This window comes from Actinomadura sp. KC216, from assembly GCF_004348535.1.
Lineage (GTDB): Bacteria > Actinomycetota > Actinomycetes > Streptosporangiales > Streptosporangiaceae > Spirillospora.
Genome location: NZ_SMJX01000065.1, coordinates 17,858 through 33,298 on the forward strand (window position 1 = coordinate 17,858; position 15,441 = coordinate 33,298).

Genomic DNA, 15,441 nt, shown 5'->3' on the forward strand with positions numbered 1-15,441 from the left:
CCTTGTTGATCCGGTGGTCCGGGGCCGAGCGTGGCGGGCCTTCGCCCGTTGCAGCGCCTCTCGGCTCCCCCATCGAGGTTACAGGCCATCGGTCCGATGTGTCAGGCGCGTCCCTCATCGATCGCGGGTTCGGCGGCGGGACGCCGCGTCACGGACGCCATTCCTCCTGGTACGCGGGATGGGCCGCGTACGGGAGGGCGAGCAGCCGCAGCACGGATTCGCGGGCGGCATGGGCGGCCCCGACCTCGGGGGCCCGGCCGCCCTGGGCGAGGATCCAGGTCTCCTTCTCGTAGTCGTCGATGATCTGGCGCGCGGCGGCGACCTCGCGCAGCGTCCGGGACGGGTCGTGCCGGGCGATGTGCTCGGCGTACGCCCCGTTCTCGGCCGTCGCCACGAACGCGGGCTCGGCTTCGTCCTCGCCTCCGGAGGGATCGGTGTTGACCGTTCCAGACGGTGCGGCCTTCCAGGGGGCGCCCGCGCACGCCTGGGCGATCTGCTCGTCCCTGGCCAGGCGGTCGCGGAGGAACTCCACCAAGTCCATGGGGCCATCCTGCCCGCTGCGGAGGGCGGGCGTCAGCGGGGCGTCGCGACCGAGCCGAGCCAGAGCAGGTCGCGGGCCCGGGTCATCGCGACGAACAGCTGCCGCCGCGCCAGCTCCGAACGCTCCCGGCCGGCGGGATCGTCCGGGTCGCTCGGGGTCGCGGCGGCGACGTCGGCGTCGTGGTGCGGCAGGAACACCTGCTTGAACTCAAGACCTTTGGCGCGGCGGTAGGTGCCGAGCTTGACGGCCTCGACGGGACGCCCGTCGTAGCGCTCCAGCCGCAGGACGGGGATCCCGGCGCGGCTCAGGCAGCGGTGGTAGTGGTCGATGTCGCGGCGCGACCGGCACAGGACCGCGGCACCGGCCAGCGAGGACGTGCCGTCCGGGGCGGTCAGGTCGTTGATCGCGGCGAGGAGGCGGCGGTCGTGGTCGGCGGCGTCGGCTGCGTCCACGCGCAGGACCCGGCCGTCGCGGTAGGTCGCGTCCACCGCGCGGCGGCCGTTCGGGCTCGGCCCCTCCAGGTCGTCGAACGGGTCGGCGGAGACCAGTTCCAGCGCGGTCTCCAGGATCGCGGCGCCGTTGCGGTAGTTGGTCCGCAGCACCGCCCCGCGGCCCTTGATCCGGATACCGGCGTCGGCGAGCCTGAACCCGCCCGGGTACACCGCCTGCTGGCCGTCGCCGATGAGCAGCAGCCCGTTGGGGCCGTCCCCGACGAGGGCGTGCAGCAGCCGGACGCCGGTGAGCGTGAGGTCCTGGACCTCGTCCACGATCACCGCCGCGTAAGGAGGGTCGGCGGGGCGTTCGGTCAGTTCGGCGAGGGCCGCCAGCAGGACGTCGTTGAAGTCGCAGACGCCGCGTTCGGCGAGCAGCAGCTCGTATTCCTCGTACAGCAGCCACACGGCCTCGCGGTGCGCGGTCCGCAGTGCGGTGCGGCGGCCGGGCCGCGCGACCGTGCGGTACTCCTCCAGGGACGTCAGGCCGCGCCCCTTGATCACGTAGTCGATCTCCTCGCGCCAGTAGCCGGGCGTGGCGTCGATCTCCGGGAGGACGCTGTCGCGGCCCGCGCTCATCCAGGCGCGGGAGAAGGCGTCGTCCGCGCGGCTCCCGTCGAGGTTGAGGCGGACGCCGCGGGCGTCCAGGAAGTTCCGGGCCCAGGTGTGCAGGCTGGTGAAGTCGACGCGTCCGGCGAACGCCGCCGTCATCGTCGCGAACAGGCGGCACTGGACGCGCGGCAGGTTGTTGGCGAAGGTGACGTACAGGATGCGGCCGGTCGTGCGCCCGGCCAGGTGGGCGGCCCGGTGCAGGCCCACGACGGTCTTGCCGGTCCCGGCGGGGCCGCTGATGCGGGCCGGTCCGCTCCAGTCGCGCCGGACGATCGACACCTGCTCCGGGTGCAGGAACGTCATCCACCGCTCGATGGGCGCCTGGAGGACCGCTTCCGTCGCGGCGCGCTCCACGTCCTCGACGTCGAACAGCGCGTCGTCCGACGGGGAGGCGGCGGGCACGGCGGGCGCGACCGGCGCGGCGGGCTGGTCGAGGGACGTCAGGGCGTGCTCGCGGAAGTGCTCCGCCAGGTGCCGGGACATCGCGCGGATCATCGCCGGCTGGAGCTGGACCGGCTCCCCGAGCAGCGCCGGGATGGCGTCCTTCTGGCCCAGGAGGCGGACGCCGCCCGCCCGCGCGTCGAGCCGGTGCCCGGCGAAGATCATCAGGGGCTTCAGCGCGACCGGCGACAGGCCGAGGTCGGCCGCGCGGTCCTCGACCGCCCGGGTCAGGTTCAGGAGCTTGCGGGCCTCGCCGTCGCAGGGCTCCGCGCCGCGGTGGAGGCGTCCGCCGATGACGGCGGGCGGGTCGCGCCACCGCTTGACGTCGATGACGAACACGCCGGGCGGCCCGATCAGGATCATGTCGACGTTCGCGGCGGACGTCCCGGGCCACTCCCGGTCGACGAGCAGGTGCCAGCCGGTGGCGGTGAGGGACATCAGCGTGGCGGCGACCTGCTGCTCGGCCTCACTCGCGGCCTCCCAGCGGGCGGCCTGCCGGTGCGCCTCCCGGGCCAGGCGCTGGAGCCGCATCGCCTCCTCGCGGATGCGGCGCCCGCGTTCTCCCGCCGATCCGCCGGCCGCCATCGCCCACCCCTGTCAAAAAGGTACGGAGTACTACACATAGCAACAATGATTGCCACGCGACAGCCCCTTTACGGGGCCGTGCGGCCCTTCCAGGCGCCGCCCTTGCCTGCGCGGTGCCTGCGGGCCGAGTCGACGGTCATGGCCGCGTACATCAGGGCCACGAGGGGCAGGGCCGGGGCGCGCAGGGGTGAGAGGCCGTAGAAGCGGAGCATGGGGATGTAGGTGGCGGTCATGATCGTCCAGGCGAGCGCGCCTGCCGTGGCGGCCAGCGCGGCCTTGCCCGCACCGAGGGCCAGCCCGGTGAGGCCCGCCAGGGTCGCGGCGGGCGGGACCGCGTACATCAGGAGCAGGGTCAGGACGGTGCCCGCCAGCAGGGCCGGTGAGTAGCGGAGCTGGTGGTAGGCGCTGCGGGCGACCATCGTCCACAGGCCGGACAGGTGCGGGTAGGGGCGGCGGCTGACGACGTCGCGGCTCAGGTCGAGGCGGCACCGTCCGCCGTGGCGCTTGATGAGGCGGCCGAGCGCGACGTCGTCGATCAGCGCGCCCTTGATCGCGGTGAGCCCGCCCGCGCGCGCGAGGGCGGCGCGGCGGACGAGCATGCAGCCGCCCGCCGCGGCGGCGGTGCGCGTCCCGTCGCGGGTGACCCGGCGGAACGGGTAGAGCTGCGCGAAGAAGTACACGAAGGCGGGGACGAGCAGGCGCTCCCAGCCGGTGCGGGTGCTCAGCGTCGCCATCTGCGACACGAGAGTGCGGTCTCCGGACGTGGCGGCGCGGACGAGTCTCGTCACCGTTCCGGGCGCGTAGGCGATGTCGGCGTCGGTGAAGAGGAGGAATTCCGGTTCGCCCGCGGCCCGGACGCCCTCCGACATCGCCCACACCTTGCCCGCCCAGCCTTCGGGACGGTCCTTCGCGCGCACGACGCGGAAACTCGTCCGGTCGCCCGCGAGGCGTTCCGCCGTGTCGGCGGTGCCGTCGCCGCTGCCATCGTCGACCAGGATCACGCGGAAATCGCCCGGATAGCGCTGTTCCAGCAGGGTCGGCAGCGTTTCCGGGAGCACGGCCGCCTCGTCGCGGGCCGGGACGACGGCCACGACGTCCGGCCATCGGGGCGGGTGGTGCCCGCCGGGAGCGGCGGGCCGGTCTTCCAGAATCCGCCGTGGCCGAGGGCCAGGTACAGCCAGCCCGCCAGCGCGGCCAGTGCCAGAACGCCGAGGACCACCACGCGGGCAGCCTCGCACCGGATCGTGGCGCCCGTCCAATAGGCGCGGCATGGCGTGGCGGGCGCGTCCGGCACGGGAGAATCGGCCCATGAGCACCGACCCGGACCTCAAGGAGGTTCTCTGGAAGGCCGCCGACAAGCTGCGGGGATCCGTTGACGCGGCGCATTACCGGGATTTCGTGCTGGGGCTCGTGTTCCTCAAATACGTGTCCGACTCGTCAGGCGAGGGCGGCTTCCGGGTCCCGCCCGGGGCGCGGTGGGCGGACCTCGCCGCGCAGGCCCGTTCCGGGACGGTCGGCACCGCGATCGACGCGGCCATGGACGCGGTCATGCGCGCCGATCCCATGCTCGCGGGCGTCCTTCCGAAGCATTTCGGGCGGGACGGAGTCGACCAGCGGCGCCTCGGCGAGCTGGTCGATCTGATCGGCGACGTGCGGTTCAGCGGGCACGGCGGGAAGTCCGCGCGCGATGTGCTCGGCGAGGTCTACGAGTACTTCCTTGAGAAGTTCGCGCGGGCGGAGGGGAAGCGCGGCGGGGAGTTCTACACGCCGTCCAGTGTGGTGAAGGTCCTGGTCGAGATCCTGGAGCCGTACAAAGGGCGCGTGTACGACCCGTGCTGCGGTTCGGGCGGAATGTTCGTGCAGGCGGAGAAATTCGTCCTGAGCCATCGGGGACGGCTCGGCGACATCGCCGTCCACGGGCAGGAGGCGAACGAGCGGACGTGGCGGCTGGCGAAGATGAACCTGGCCGTCCACGGAATCCGCGGCGACCTTTCCACACGGTGGGCCGACACCTTTTACGAGGACGCGCATCCGCAACTCCAGGCCGACTACGTGCTCGCCAACCCGCCGTTCAACATGTCGGACTGGTACCGGGACACCGGCGACCCGCGCTGGCGTTTCGGCGTCCCGCCCGCGGCGAACGCCAATTTCGCCTGGATACAGCACATCGTCGCCAAGCTGGGACCCGGGGGCGCCGCGGGCGTGGTGATGGCGAACGGGTCGATGTCGTCCACGCAGTCGGCCGAACTCGGCATTCGCGCCGCGATGGTGGAGGCGGGCCTGGTGTCGTGCATCGTCGCGCTGCCGGGACGGCTTTTCCGTAGCACGCCCATTCCGGCGTGCCTCTGGTTCCTCCACAAAGGCACGGACACCCGGAACCAGGTGCTGTTCATCGACGCGCGCTCCATGGGCACGATGATCGACCGCACCGAACGCGTCTTCACCGACGCCGACATCGCCGAGATCGCGGGCACGTACCGTTCCTGGCGGGACGGCGCCCATTCCGACGTACCGGGTTTCTGCTACGCGGCCGGGCTGGACGAGGTCCGCTCCCATGGCCACGTCCTCACCCCGGGACGCTATGTCGGGACGGCAAAGGCCACTACGGACGACGAGCCCATCACCGACAGGGTCGAACACCTCACCAAGGAACTGTTCGCGCAGTTCGAGGAGTCGGCGCGGCTCGACCAGGTCGTCCGCACCGAACTGGGGCGGCTGGATGGGTGAGGCGCAGGTGCGGCTGGGCGATATCGTCGCCTTCACGAACGGAAAGGCCCACCCGTCCGGCCAGGGAACGGGAACGGCGACGGGAACGGGAACGGGCTACCGGACCTACGGCGCCAACGGTGTCATCGGCGCGTCCGGCCATTTCAACGCCGAGGCCCACGCCAGCATCGTCGGGCGCGTCGGGTCGTACTGCGGCGCCGTCCATTACAGCCGGGAGCGCTGCTGGGTCACCGACAACGCCATCATCGCCACGGCGAAGGACGGCGTGAACCCGCGCTACGTCTACTACCTGCTGAAAAGGCTCGACCTGAACCGGTACCGGATCGGCTCGGGCCAGCCGCTGCTCACGCAGGGCATTCTCCGGCGGCTCGCCGTCGCCCGGATGACCCGCGCGGAACAGGACGCGGCGGCGGCCGTCCTCACCGCCCTCGACGACAAGATCGCCGTGAACGGCCGCATCGCGGCATTGGCCGACGACCTCGTCCGCGCCCGCTACGCGGAACTCGCCGCCGCGGCCACGGCGACGATCCGGATAGAGCGGCTGGGGTCGCTGGTGCGGTCGAACATCCCGCCCGGGCGGATCCCCGGCGACGAGAACTACATCGCCCTCGAACACATGCCGAAACGGCACATGTGGCTCACGTCGTGGACGGATTCGTCCAATGTGATCAGCGCGAAGCGACGATTCGCGCCCGGCGACGTGCTCTTCGGAAAGCTTCGCCCCTATTTCCACAAGGTCGGCCTGGCGTTCGTCGACGGCATCGCCTCGACCGATATTCTCGTCGTCCGCCCGAAACAGGACGCCTACCGGGGCTGGCTCCTCGCGGCGCTGTCGAGCGACGAGGTCGTGGCGCACGCGTCCGCCGTCGGAGAGGGCACGAGAATGCCGCGCGCGAAATGGCCGGACCTCGCCGCCCACGAGATCCCCTGGCCGGACGCCCACGCCCGCGGATTCGACGCGTTCGTGAAACCCCTGGCCAGGCGAGTCGAGGCCGCGGCGGCCGAGAACCGGACCCTGGTACGCCTCCGCGACACCCTTCTCCCCCGGCTCATTCCTTGACCGAATCGTGATCATCAAGGGGCGGTCGCGCGGCCGCTGGCGGCCGTCCTTCGGTGAGTGGCGGATCAGGGACGGAAAGTGACCGTCCGCAGCGTGCGGCAAGTGCCTTGCATGCGCGCAAGAGTCGGTGACTGTTCGGCACGCCGTGCGTCAGAGTGTGTGTTGTTTCACTCCCACGTCCACTGAACGCTTTTCATCCTGGGGCAGGCCGCACCGGCCACGGCTTCCGCGGACGCACCGGATGAGAAAAGTTCACTTCCTCCAGGCCGAAGAACACATGTTCGCATACAGCCCGACACGGAGACGTGAAGCCAACGCCGCCATGAACGCATCTGACGCGTGGACAGGGACGCCGGTGCTGGTCCCGGCGCCCGCACCTTCGCTGGAGCTCGGAATCCCGTCCGCCTGGAACAACGGCAAATCCTGCGGGCGGCTGATCGGCGAGATCGATCTCGCCGCGACCCCGGCCGCCGTGCGGCTCGCGAGATCCTACGTGCGGGAACTCGTCGGGCAGCACTTCGGCGCCGACCGGACCGAGCTCGGCGACCTGGAACTTCTCACCAGCGAGGCCATGACCAATTCGGTGCTGCACGCGAGGCCGCGCCCGGACGGGACGATCACGCTGTCCGTCATGCATCTCGACCGGTACGTCCGCGTCGAGGTGACCGACGGCGGCGCCGCGCCCGGCCAGCCGCGTGCACCCAAGGAACCCCTGCCGGTGCACGGGCGGGGGCTCCTCCTCATGAAGGCACTCGCCACCGATTTCGGCACCCACCGGAGCAAGAACGGGGCGACGTTCTGGTTCGGGGTGGGCGTCCGCGAAGGGTGGCGACTGCCGTGACGCTGGGGCCGACGCCGAGCCTGACCGGACGGTCAGTGCCCGGTCCGCGGGAGGACGAGGCGGACGCCCGCGGGCCGCTGCTCAACGCGTCGGCCCCCGGCGTCGCCCGCCGCTGCACGACCCGTCCGCACAACACATTCTCCGGCGGCGAGGGCACCTACGCCGCCGGCCGGGAACCCGCCGAAAGGGCGCTGCGCAGGTGCGCCAGCGCGGGCCGGCTCGTCCAGGCGTACAGGGGCATCCTGGACATCGCCGCCGCGTCGCACGCCCAGCACACCGGGCTGCGGCGGTTCCCGGACCATGGTTGCGGGCTCCCCGCGCCCGCATACCACGGCCACCCCGCCATCCACGACCACCCCGCCATCCACGGCCATTCTGCGAACCACGGGAACCTCGCGGACCATGACCACCTCACTGACCTCGGCGGCGACGCCGCGCGGGCGGAGTGACCGCCCGCCATGCTCGCCGTCCTCGATGACAGAACGAACACAACCGCGATCACCTCGCCCGCTATGCCCGGCACTTCGGTACGATCAATGTGCCAACAAGTGTCACATCTAGGGCGAGCGATGACCGCCGACGGCGAGCCGAAGTCACTCTCCGAGATCACCAAGGACATGGGCCTCAACATGTCCGACGTCGCGGCCTTCTCCGGGCTCGACGAGAGCACCGTTTTCCGGCTGTGGGACAACGTCGATTGGCTCGACCGGGTGAGCGGGCGCTCCCTCCAGAGCCTCATGTCCTCCATCCCGGGAATCGCCGAGTACTCGATGTCGCACGCCGTCCATAAAAGGCGCGACATCCTCATCGGCGACCTGGACGACGTCGGGCTCTCCGTCGACCTGTCCGCCCTGGAGAACGCGCCCGTCCCGCAGCAGCATCTGCTGAACGCGCTCGAGGCGGCGCTGTGCATCGTCCGCGGGGAGCCGACGCAGAAGACGTCGTCCTTCATCGCCCGCTTCTGGGGAAGCGAGCCGGACCGCGCCCTCGAACTCGTCTTCTCCGACGAGCCGGGCCGGGGCATCCTGGAGGACCCGAAGATCCTCCGCGACTCCTCGGTCGACCTCGCCCCCCGGCTGAACCGCAAGACCTACTCGTTCCACTCGATCCTGGCGGTCAACGTCATCGCACACCAGGTCAGCAAGGTGACCGACACGATCGAGGCCGATCTCGGCTTCGACGTCCCCGCCCGGCAGACGGCGTTCACGACGCGCGGCGTCATCATGGGCTCCCTGATCAACTCCGACGACGTCGAGCTCGCGGAGCGGTACCGCAGGGAGCTGGAGACGACGCCCGTGTACGCGGCGCTGGAGGAATGGGCGTTCCCGACCTACGCCCGGGACAGCCGGCTGAGCAGCGACTTCACCCTGCCGAGCTCCCTGTCGCTGCGCAATACGGCCACCGAGGTGTTACGCGAGATCGCCGTGTACAACGACGCCTATTTCTACTACCTGGTGTCGACGTACATACCGCTCGCGCTGAAACGCGACCCCGCGTTCGGGGGGAAGATCGTCGAACTGATCCAGGCATTGGAACTGCGCGGAGTCGATTGCCGGGACCGAAGGATCAGACAGACGTGCAACGCGCTGGTTCGGAAGCTCAAGGGCACCGTCTGAACCAGCTTCTGGAGAATGGGGAGCCGGTGGAGGACACGGCGCAGGCCATCGCGAATCTGACGCAGGAACGATGGGAGGCCAACGCGGAGTACTGGGTCAAGGTCATCAGGGAGCGCCGTGACCGGTACCGGACGGAGCTGACCGACGCCGCCGTCCTCGACGCCATCGGGCCCGCCGGGGGCCTGCGCGTCCTGGACGCGGGCTGCGGCGAGGGCTACCTCTCCCGCACGCTGGCCGCCGCCGGCGCGGACGTCGACGGCATCGACGCCTGCCAGAGCCTCGTGGACGCGGCGGCCTCGTACCCGTCGCCGGAGGGCACGGCCAGGTTCACCTACGCCAGCGTCGACGACCTGCCCTTCGAGGACGACACGTTCGACCTGGTCGTCTGCAACCACCTGTTCAGCCACCTGCCGGACCCGACCGACGCGCTCCGCGAGATCGCCCGGGTCCTGAAGAGCGGCGGGCGGCTGATCCTGCTGACCCTGCACCCCTGCTTCTACGTGGAGCACGCCGAGCGCGGCGCGTCGGCCAGCATCCCGGCGTCGCAGTACTTCACGTCCCGGGGCATCGAGCAGCGGTTCCTGGTGGACGGGCTCGAATCCCCCTCGATGGTGACATCGTGGCTCCGGCCGCTGGAGTTCTATGCTGGAACGCTCCGAGACTCCGGATTCGTCATCGCCGACCTGCGCGAACCGCACCCGTCGGAAGAGCAGATGCGCGACGACCCGTGGTGGCGCCGGGGCTTCCCGACGGCGATCTTCATCCTCCTCATCGCGGAGCTCCGCTAGCCGCCACCGGCTCCGCCGGGCCGTGCCGCCGGGCGTAGAGTCGGCCGCATGGACGATGTGCCACCGGACCTGGCCGGGCATCCGGACAGGCTCCGGTGGAACGCCAGATACGGGGACGCTCCTGCACTGACGGCCGTCCACCCGCTGGCGGAGCGGGCGCTGGCGCTCGACCTTCCGGACGGCGGCGTGCTCGATCTGGCGTCCGGGCCGTCCGGCAGCGCCCTGCACGCCGCCGGATCCGGGCGGGCCGTCACCGCCGTCGACGTCTCCGAGATCGCCCTGGACCGGCTCGGCGCCGAGGCGTCGCGCCGCGGGCTCGGCTCGCTGATCACGCTCGTCCAGGCGGACCTGGGCGCCTGGCGGCCCGATCCGTCCGGGTATGCGCTGGTGCTGTGCACGGGTTTCTGGGACCGTGCCGTGTTCGGCCGCGCGGCCCCGGCCGTCCTGGACGGCGGCGCGCTCGCCTGGGAGGCGTTCACCGAGGACGCGCGGCGCGCCCGGCCCGGCCTGCCCGCCGAATGGTGCCTGGCCGCCGGAGAGCCCGCCTCGCTCCTCCCCCGCGGCTTCACCGTCCTGCAGCAGGCCGACGACGCGAACACCGGCAAGCGCCGCCTCCTCGCCCGCAAAGCCCGCTAACGGGCCGGCGGACTGGCGGGCCGGCGGGCTAATCGAGGTCCACGACCACGGGAGCGTGGTCGGACGGCCCCTTCCCCTTCCGCGCCTCCCGGTCGACGTAGGCGGACCGGACACGCCCGGCGACGTCCTCGCTCGCATAGAACAGGTCGATCCGCATCCCCATGTTCTTGTGGAACATCCCGGCCCGGTAATCCCAGTAGGTATAAGGGTGAGGGCCCTTCATGGGGGTCGGGACCACGTCGCGGAGGCCCAGGGCCTGGAGGTCGGCGAGCGCCTGGCGTTCGGGCGGGGTGACATGCGTGGAGCCGATGAACACCGACGGGTCCCAGACGTCCTCGTCCGTGGGGGCGACGTTGTAGTCGCCGCACGCGACCAGGGGCGTCCCGGCGGCCAGTTCGGTGGCGAGCGCCTCGCGGAGCGCCGCGAACCATTCGAGCTTGTAGGCGTAGTGCGCCGACTCGGGAGTGCGGCCGTTCGGCGCGTACAGCGACCAGACCCGGACGCCGCCGCACGTGGCGCCGACCGCGCGGGCCTCCGGCGCCAGCAGGACGGGCTCGGTCAGCTTCGTCTGCGGGTCCGTGGCCTCGCCCTCGTACGCCGGCGCGCCCGGGAAGCCGTTGGAGACGTCCTCGATCCCGACCCTGGACAGGATCGCCACGCCGTTCCAGCGGCCGTCGCCGTGCGCGGCGGTGGCGTAGCCGAGCTCCTCGACCTCGGCGGCCGGGAACTGGTCCGCGCGGCACTTGGTCTCCTGGAGGCAGACCACGTCCGGCGCGGTCTCGTCCAGCCAGGCGAGGAGGCGGGGCAGGCGGGCCTTGACGGAGTTGACGTTCCACGTCGCGAGGCGCATCTCCCCAGCCTGCCATCCCGGCCCGCCGTCCCGCGCCGGCGCGCGGGCCTGGGCGCCGCGGCGCGCGGGCTTGAGAGTTGCGGGCGGAGGAGTATCCTGGCGGTCCCCCCTGCCCTAGGCGCACGGCCCTACGGGGGCCGGGTGACCGGAAGATTGCGAGTCGGCCCCGTCCCTGTCACGCGGCGCCCATCCACGCCGCATGACCGGTACATTGCGGGTCGGCCCGTTGCGGTCGCTCGGCGCCCTGACAGGCCGCGTGACCGATAGGTTGCGGGTTGGCCCGTCCCGGTCTCCGGGGGCCGCGCAGCGGCCCGTGTGACCGGTAGATTGCGGGTCGGCCTTCTTTGCGCGGTTTTCACGCTGTGCTTAGACCGACCCTGGAAGGGTGGTCTTTCCGTGATGTCGTCGAACCCGGAGCGAGTGAGGAATCATGTCCGAGGATGACAAGCCCGGGGGCAAGCCGGCGATCAAGGCGAAGGCGAAGATCCCGAACGCCAAGAACATCCGCAGCGCGGAGTTCACCCCGCACGGCATCAGCGCCGGGCGCGGCAGCGGGCTCGGCCGGCCCTCCGCGCCGTCCGCGCTGACCGCCAAGCAGGCGCGCAAGCGGCGGATCATGATGATCGCGGGGATGGTGGTGGTCGCGATGGCGATCACCGGCGGCGTCGTGTGGTGGGTGAACCGCCCCGGGCCCGAGATCGAGGTGACCGGGAAGTTCGCGTCCGAACCGAAGGTCGACATCCCCACCGATCTCGCGCCGGAGGGCACGCGCACGACGACGACCGTCCCGATCCGGGGCACCGGTCCCAAGATCGCCGACGGTGACACGCTGTACGTCCAGTACGCCTTCTACCAGTGGTCCAAGGACAAGGACGAAGAGGACAGCTCCAAGAAGAGCACGAGCAAGCAGCTCGGGTCGTCCTACAAGCAGGAGGCGCAGGGCCAGCAGACGCGGCCGCTCGTCGTCGGCAAGAGCGGCATCAAGGGCTTCGACAAGGGCATGATCGGCCAGACGGCCGGCAGCCGGGTCGTCATGCAGATCCCGCCGAAGGACGGCTTCGGCAAGGACGGCGAGCAGCTCGGGCTCAGCGGCACCGACTGGGTCGTCTTCGTCGTGGACGTGCAGGCCGTCGTCCCGAAGAACGCCGCCCCGCAGGGGACGAAGAAGGAGCTCGACGACAAGAAGCTCCCGAAGGTCGAGGACCAGGGGGCCGGCAAGGCTCCCAAGGTCACGATCCCCAAGGGCGAGGACGCGCCTGAGAAGCTCCAGATCAAGACGCTCGTCGAGGGCACCGGCCCGGCGCTCGCGAAGGGCGACGAGGCGGTCGTCAACTACCAGGGCAAGATCTGGGACACGGGCAAGGAGTTCGACTCCACCTGGGGCCAGGGCGGCGCGCCCGCCAAGTTCCCGATCGGCACCGGCGGCACCGTCCCGGGCTTCGACAAGGGCCTGACCGGCGCGAAGATCGGCAGCCGGGTGCTGCTGGTCCTGCCGCCGGCGGAGGGCTACGGCAAGAAGGGCAGCCCGCCGAACATCAAGGGCGACGACACCCTGGTGTTCGTGGTGGACATCATCGCCAAGATCCAGAAGTGACATGGCGCGGCCCGGCCGCGCTGTGAGAGGGGCGGGGACCCGGCCGGGTCCCCGCCCTTCGGCGTTTCCGGGGAAAGTTCATGATGCGACATGCGCCACGACAACCGGGACGGCGCATTACCCGTCCTCCTAATGGGAACACGGGACTGTGCATTGGGCGGCCCATCCCATCGATCCCCTCAGGTATCGTCGGTAACGCATTATTCACGGGGGGCTTGTGAGCAACGGCAGAAAGGGCCCGGAGGGCGAGGAGCGCACCGGGCCGGGCGAGGCGGGCCGGGCCGGCGCCGAGCACGTCAGGCAACGGGTCGCGCCACCGGCCGGCGGGGACGGTCCCTCGACCGCCACGCCGGCCGAGCACACCGGAGAAACCGCCCAAGACTCCGAATTCGCCCGCAGGGACGACATATCTCAGAACGGCGACAAGAGCGACGGCGACGCCGTCCCGGCGACGGACGGGGCGGAATCCCCGCACGCCGATAACACCGACGACACCGGTAAGACGGTGACCGGCACGGATACCTCGGCGAGGGCGGAGGGTGTCGGAGAGTCCGGGAACGGTGATACCAAGACCATGCCCGCCGCCGCCTCGTCCAAGCAGGGAGGACCGCCCGAGCGCGTGCCGGGCCGGGGAGCCGGCGGCGACGGCAGAGGCGGCAGGGGCGGCAAGGGGCCGCGCGAGCCGCGGAGCCGGCGCTCGCGCTACCTGCGGCGGGCCCTGTTCGTCCTGCTCGGGTTCATCGGGTTCTTCATCGCCGCGTTCGGCATCGCCTACATGTTCACGCCGGTGCCGTCTCCGCAGGAGGAGGCGATCGCGCAGGGCCCGACGTTCTACTACTCCGACGGCGAGACGCAGATCGCGAAGACCGGCGTCAACCGCGACGCGGTCAAGCTCGACCGGATCCCGAAGAGCACCCGCGACGCGGTGATCGCCGCGGAGAACCGCAGCTTCTACGACGACCCCGGCGTCTCGGTGTCGGGCACGACCCGGGCGCTGTGGTCCACGGTGAGCGGGCGGCAGCTCCAGGGCGGGTCGACGATCACGCAGCAGATGGTCCGGAACTACTACGGCGGCATCGGCAAGGAGGTCTCCGTCACCCGCAAGCTCAAGGAGGTGATGGTGTCGCTGAAGGTCGGCCGGGAGAAGTCCAAGGACTGGATCCTGGAGCAGTACCTCAACACCATCTACTTCGGGCGCGACGCGTACGGGGTGCAGGCCGCCGCCAAGGCCTACTACGGCAAGGACGTCTCGGAGCTGACCCCCGCCGAGGGCGCCTACCTCGCCGCCGCGATCCAGCAGCCCAGCAACTTCGCCGACCCGACCGGGGCGCAGCGCGCCACCGCCGAGCAGCGCTGGCGTTCCGTCCTCGACAACATGGTGCGGGACGGGGTCGTGAGCCCCGCCGAGGCCGCGTCGATGAAGTTCCCGGTGCCGCGGAAGGCGCACATCACCGACGTCCTCAAGGGCCAGCGAGGCTACATGGTCAACGTGGCCAAGAAGGAGCTCATCGAGCGCCGCGGCTACAGCGAGGACGAGATCAACCGCAGCGGGCTGAAGATCACCACCACGTTCGACAAGCGGCTGATGGACGCGATGCGCCGGTCGGTGAACCAGAACGTCCCCGAGGGGATGAACGAGAAGATCCGGACGGGCGCCGTGTCGGTCGACCCGCGCACCGGGCAGGTCCTCGCGTTCTACGGCGGCCGCGGCTACCTGGAGGAGGCGCTGAGCAGCTCCTTCGGCGACTGGGCGCAGGCCGGGTCCGGGTTCAAGCCGATCGCGCTCGCCGCCGCGCTGGAGGACGGCAAGTCCCTCAGCACCACCTACGACGGGAGCTCCCCGCAGTACTTCGGCGGCCACGCCATCGAGAACAACGAGAACGAGAGCTTCGGGTCGGTGAACCTCGTCACCGCCACGCAGCGCTCCGTCAACACCGCGTACGTGAACCTCGCCAAGGACATCGGCAACAAGAAGATCGTCGAGATGGCCGAGAAGATGGGCATCCCCGAGGAGCAGATGAAGCCCGAGCAGCGCGCCGCGGCGACCCTGCCGCTCGGGATCGTGTCGCTGCATCCCGTCCAGCAGGCGGGCGTGTACGCGACGTTCGCGTCCGAGGGCGTGCACCGGACGCCGTTCGTGGTGAAGTCCGTCACCGACAACGCCGACCACAAGCGCACGTTCAGCGAGAAGGGCGAGCGGGCGCTCAGCCAGCAGAACGCGCGGGACGCCACGTACGCGATGCAGCAGGTCGTCCGCGGCGGCACCGGGACGGCCGCGCAGCTGCCCGACGGCCGCGACGTCGCCGGCAAGACCGGCACCACCGACGAGGGCCGCGCGATCTGGTTCAACGGCTTCATCCCGCAGATGGCGACGTCCGTGGCGATGTTCCGCAGCGACGGCAAACCGCTGAACATCCCCGGGTACGGCGCGTTCGGCGGGCAGCTGCCCGCGCAGATGTGGCGGACGTACATGAGCGACGCCGTGAACATCAAGGGCTACGAGCCGGAGTCGTTCGGGGAGCCGTCGAGCCGCCCCGGCGGCGGCTGGACCGGGCCGCCGGACGGCATCGGCCCCGGCCGGACGCAGGAGCCGGACACCGGCGAGCCGTCCGAGCCGCCGCCCACGGACCTGCCGAGCATCCCGGCACCGCCCACCGAC

General features: G+C 71.0%; 13 protein-coding genes. 9 read left to right on the plus strand and 4 right to left on the minus strand.

Annotated features, from left to right (window positions below):
- Nucleotides 1–148: 148 nt before the first annotated feature.
- The 3 genes from E1264_RS14145 to E1264_RS14155 all read right to left on the minus strand — a co-directional run bounded on the left by E1264_RS14145 (nt 149) and on the right by E1264_RS14155 (nt 3,761).
- Entirely contained in the window at nt 149–541 is a 393-nt protein-coding gene (locus E1264_RS14145; RefSeq protein ID WP_132173463.1) for a DUF6221 family protein, read from the minus strand.
- 32 nt (nt 542–573) lie between these two features.
- A complete protein-coding gene (locus tag E1264_RS14150; RefSeq protein WP_132173465.1) occupies nt 574–2,670 on the minus strand; it encodes a UvrD-helicase domain-containing protein in 2,097 nt (698 codons plus the stop codon).
- Between the two features lie 68 nt (nt 2,671–2,738).
- Nucleotides 2,739–3,761, minus strand: coding sequence for a glycosyltransferase (locus E1264_RS14155; RefSeq protein ID WP_207935911.1), 1,023 nt, complete (start codon nt 3,759–3,761; stop codon nt 2,739–2,741).
- Nucleotides 3,762–3,978: 217 nt separating this feature from the next.
- On the opposite strand from E1264_RS14155, the gene E1264_RS14160 reads away from it, so the two are divergent.
- From E1264_RS14160 to E1264_RS14185, 7 genes are all read left to right on the plus strand, one after another.
- Complete coding sequence (locus E1264_RS14160) at nt 3,979–5,397, plus strand: class I SAM-dependent DNA methyltransferase (RefSeq protein WP_243710931.1); 1,419 nt, start codon at nt 3,979–3,981, stop codon at nt 5,395–5,397.
- The gene (locus E1264_RS14165; protein ID WP_132173469.1) at nt 5,390–6,457 is read left to right on the plus strand and encodes a restriction endonuclease subunit S; all 1,068 of its coding nucleotides are present in this window, start codon (nt 5,390–5,392) and stop codon (nt 6,455–6,457) included. The genes E1264_RS14160 and E1264_RS14165 overlap by 8 nt, the downstream gene beginning before the upstream one ends.
- A 322-nt stretch (nt 6,458–6,779) precedes the next feature.
- Complete coding sequence (locus tag E1264_RS14170) at nt 6,780–7,298, plus strand: ATP-binding protein (protein WP_165964168.1); 519 nt, start codon at nt 6,780–6,782, stop codon at nt 7,296–7,298.
- Nucleotides 7,295–7,747, plus strand: a complete 453-nt coding sequence (locus tag E1264_RS14175) for an SAM-dependent methyltransferase (protein WP_165964169.1) — start codon at nt 7,295–7,297, stop codon at nt 7,745–7,747. Before E1264_RS14170 ends, E1264_RS14175 begins: the two co-directional genes overlap by 4 nt.
- Before the next feature lie 120 nt (nt 7,748–7,867).
- Nucleotides 7,868–8,914 (plus strand): hypothetical protein, encoded by a 1,047-nt coding sequence (locus tag E1264_RS43355; protein WP_165964170.1) that lies wholly within the window; start codon nt 7,868–7,870, stop codon nt 8,912–8,914.
- Nucleotides 8,915–8,940: 26 nt separating this feature from the next.
- Nucleotides 8,941–9,702 carry a class I SAM-dependent methyltransferase gene (locus tag E1264_RS14180; RefSeq protein ID WP_165964171.1) on the plus strand — a complete coding sequence of 254 codons (762 nt, stop codon included), beginning with the start codon at nt 8,941–8,943 and terminating at the stop codon, nt 9,700–9,702.
- Between the two features lie 48 nt (nt 9,703–9,750).
- Nucleotides 9,751–10,338: a class I SAM-dependent methyltransferase gene (locus tag E1264_RS14185; RefSeq protein ID WP_132173475.1), complete on the plus strand. Its 588-nt coding sequence runs from the start codon at nt 9,751–9,753 to the stop codon at nt 10,336–10,338.
- 28 nt (nt 10,339–10,366) lie between these two features.
- Here the strand turns inward: E1264_RS14185 and E1264_RS14190 are convergent, their stop codons facing one another.
- The gene (locus tag E1264_RS14190) at nt 10,367–11,188 is read right to left on the minus strand and encodes an exodeoxyribonuclease III (RefSeq protein ID WP_132173477.1); all 822 of its coding nucleotides are present in this window, start codon (nt 11,186–11,188) and stop codon (nt 10,367–10,369) included.
- A 430-nt stretch (nt 11,189–11,618) separates the two neighbouring features.
- Between E1264_RS14190 and E1264_RS14195 the strand changes: the two genes are divergently transcribed.
- Together E1264_RS14195 and E1264_RS14200 are read left to right on the plus strand one after the other, a co-directional pair.
- On the plus strand, nt 11,619–12,782 hold the full coding sequence (locus tag E1264_RS14195; protein WP_132173479.1) for an FKBP-type peptidyl-prolyl cis-trans isomerase: 1,164 nt from the start codon (nt 11,619–11,621) through the stop codon (nt 12,780–12,782).
- 217 nt (nt 12,783–12,999) lie between these two features.
- A partial coding sequence (locus tag E1264_RS14200) for a transglycosylase domain-containing protein (RefSeq protein ID WP_132173481.1) occupies nt 13,000–15,441 on the plus strand: 2,442 nt, incomplete at its 3' end.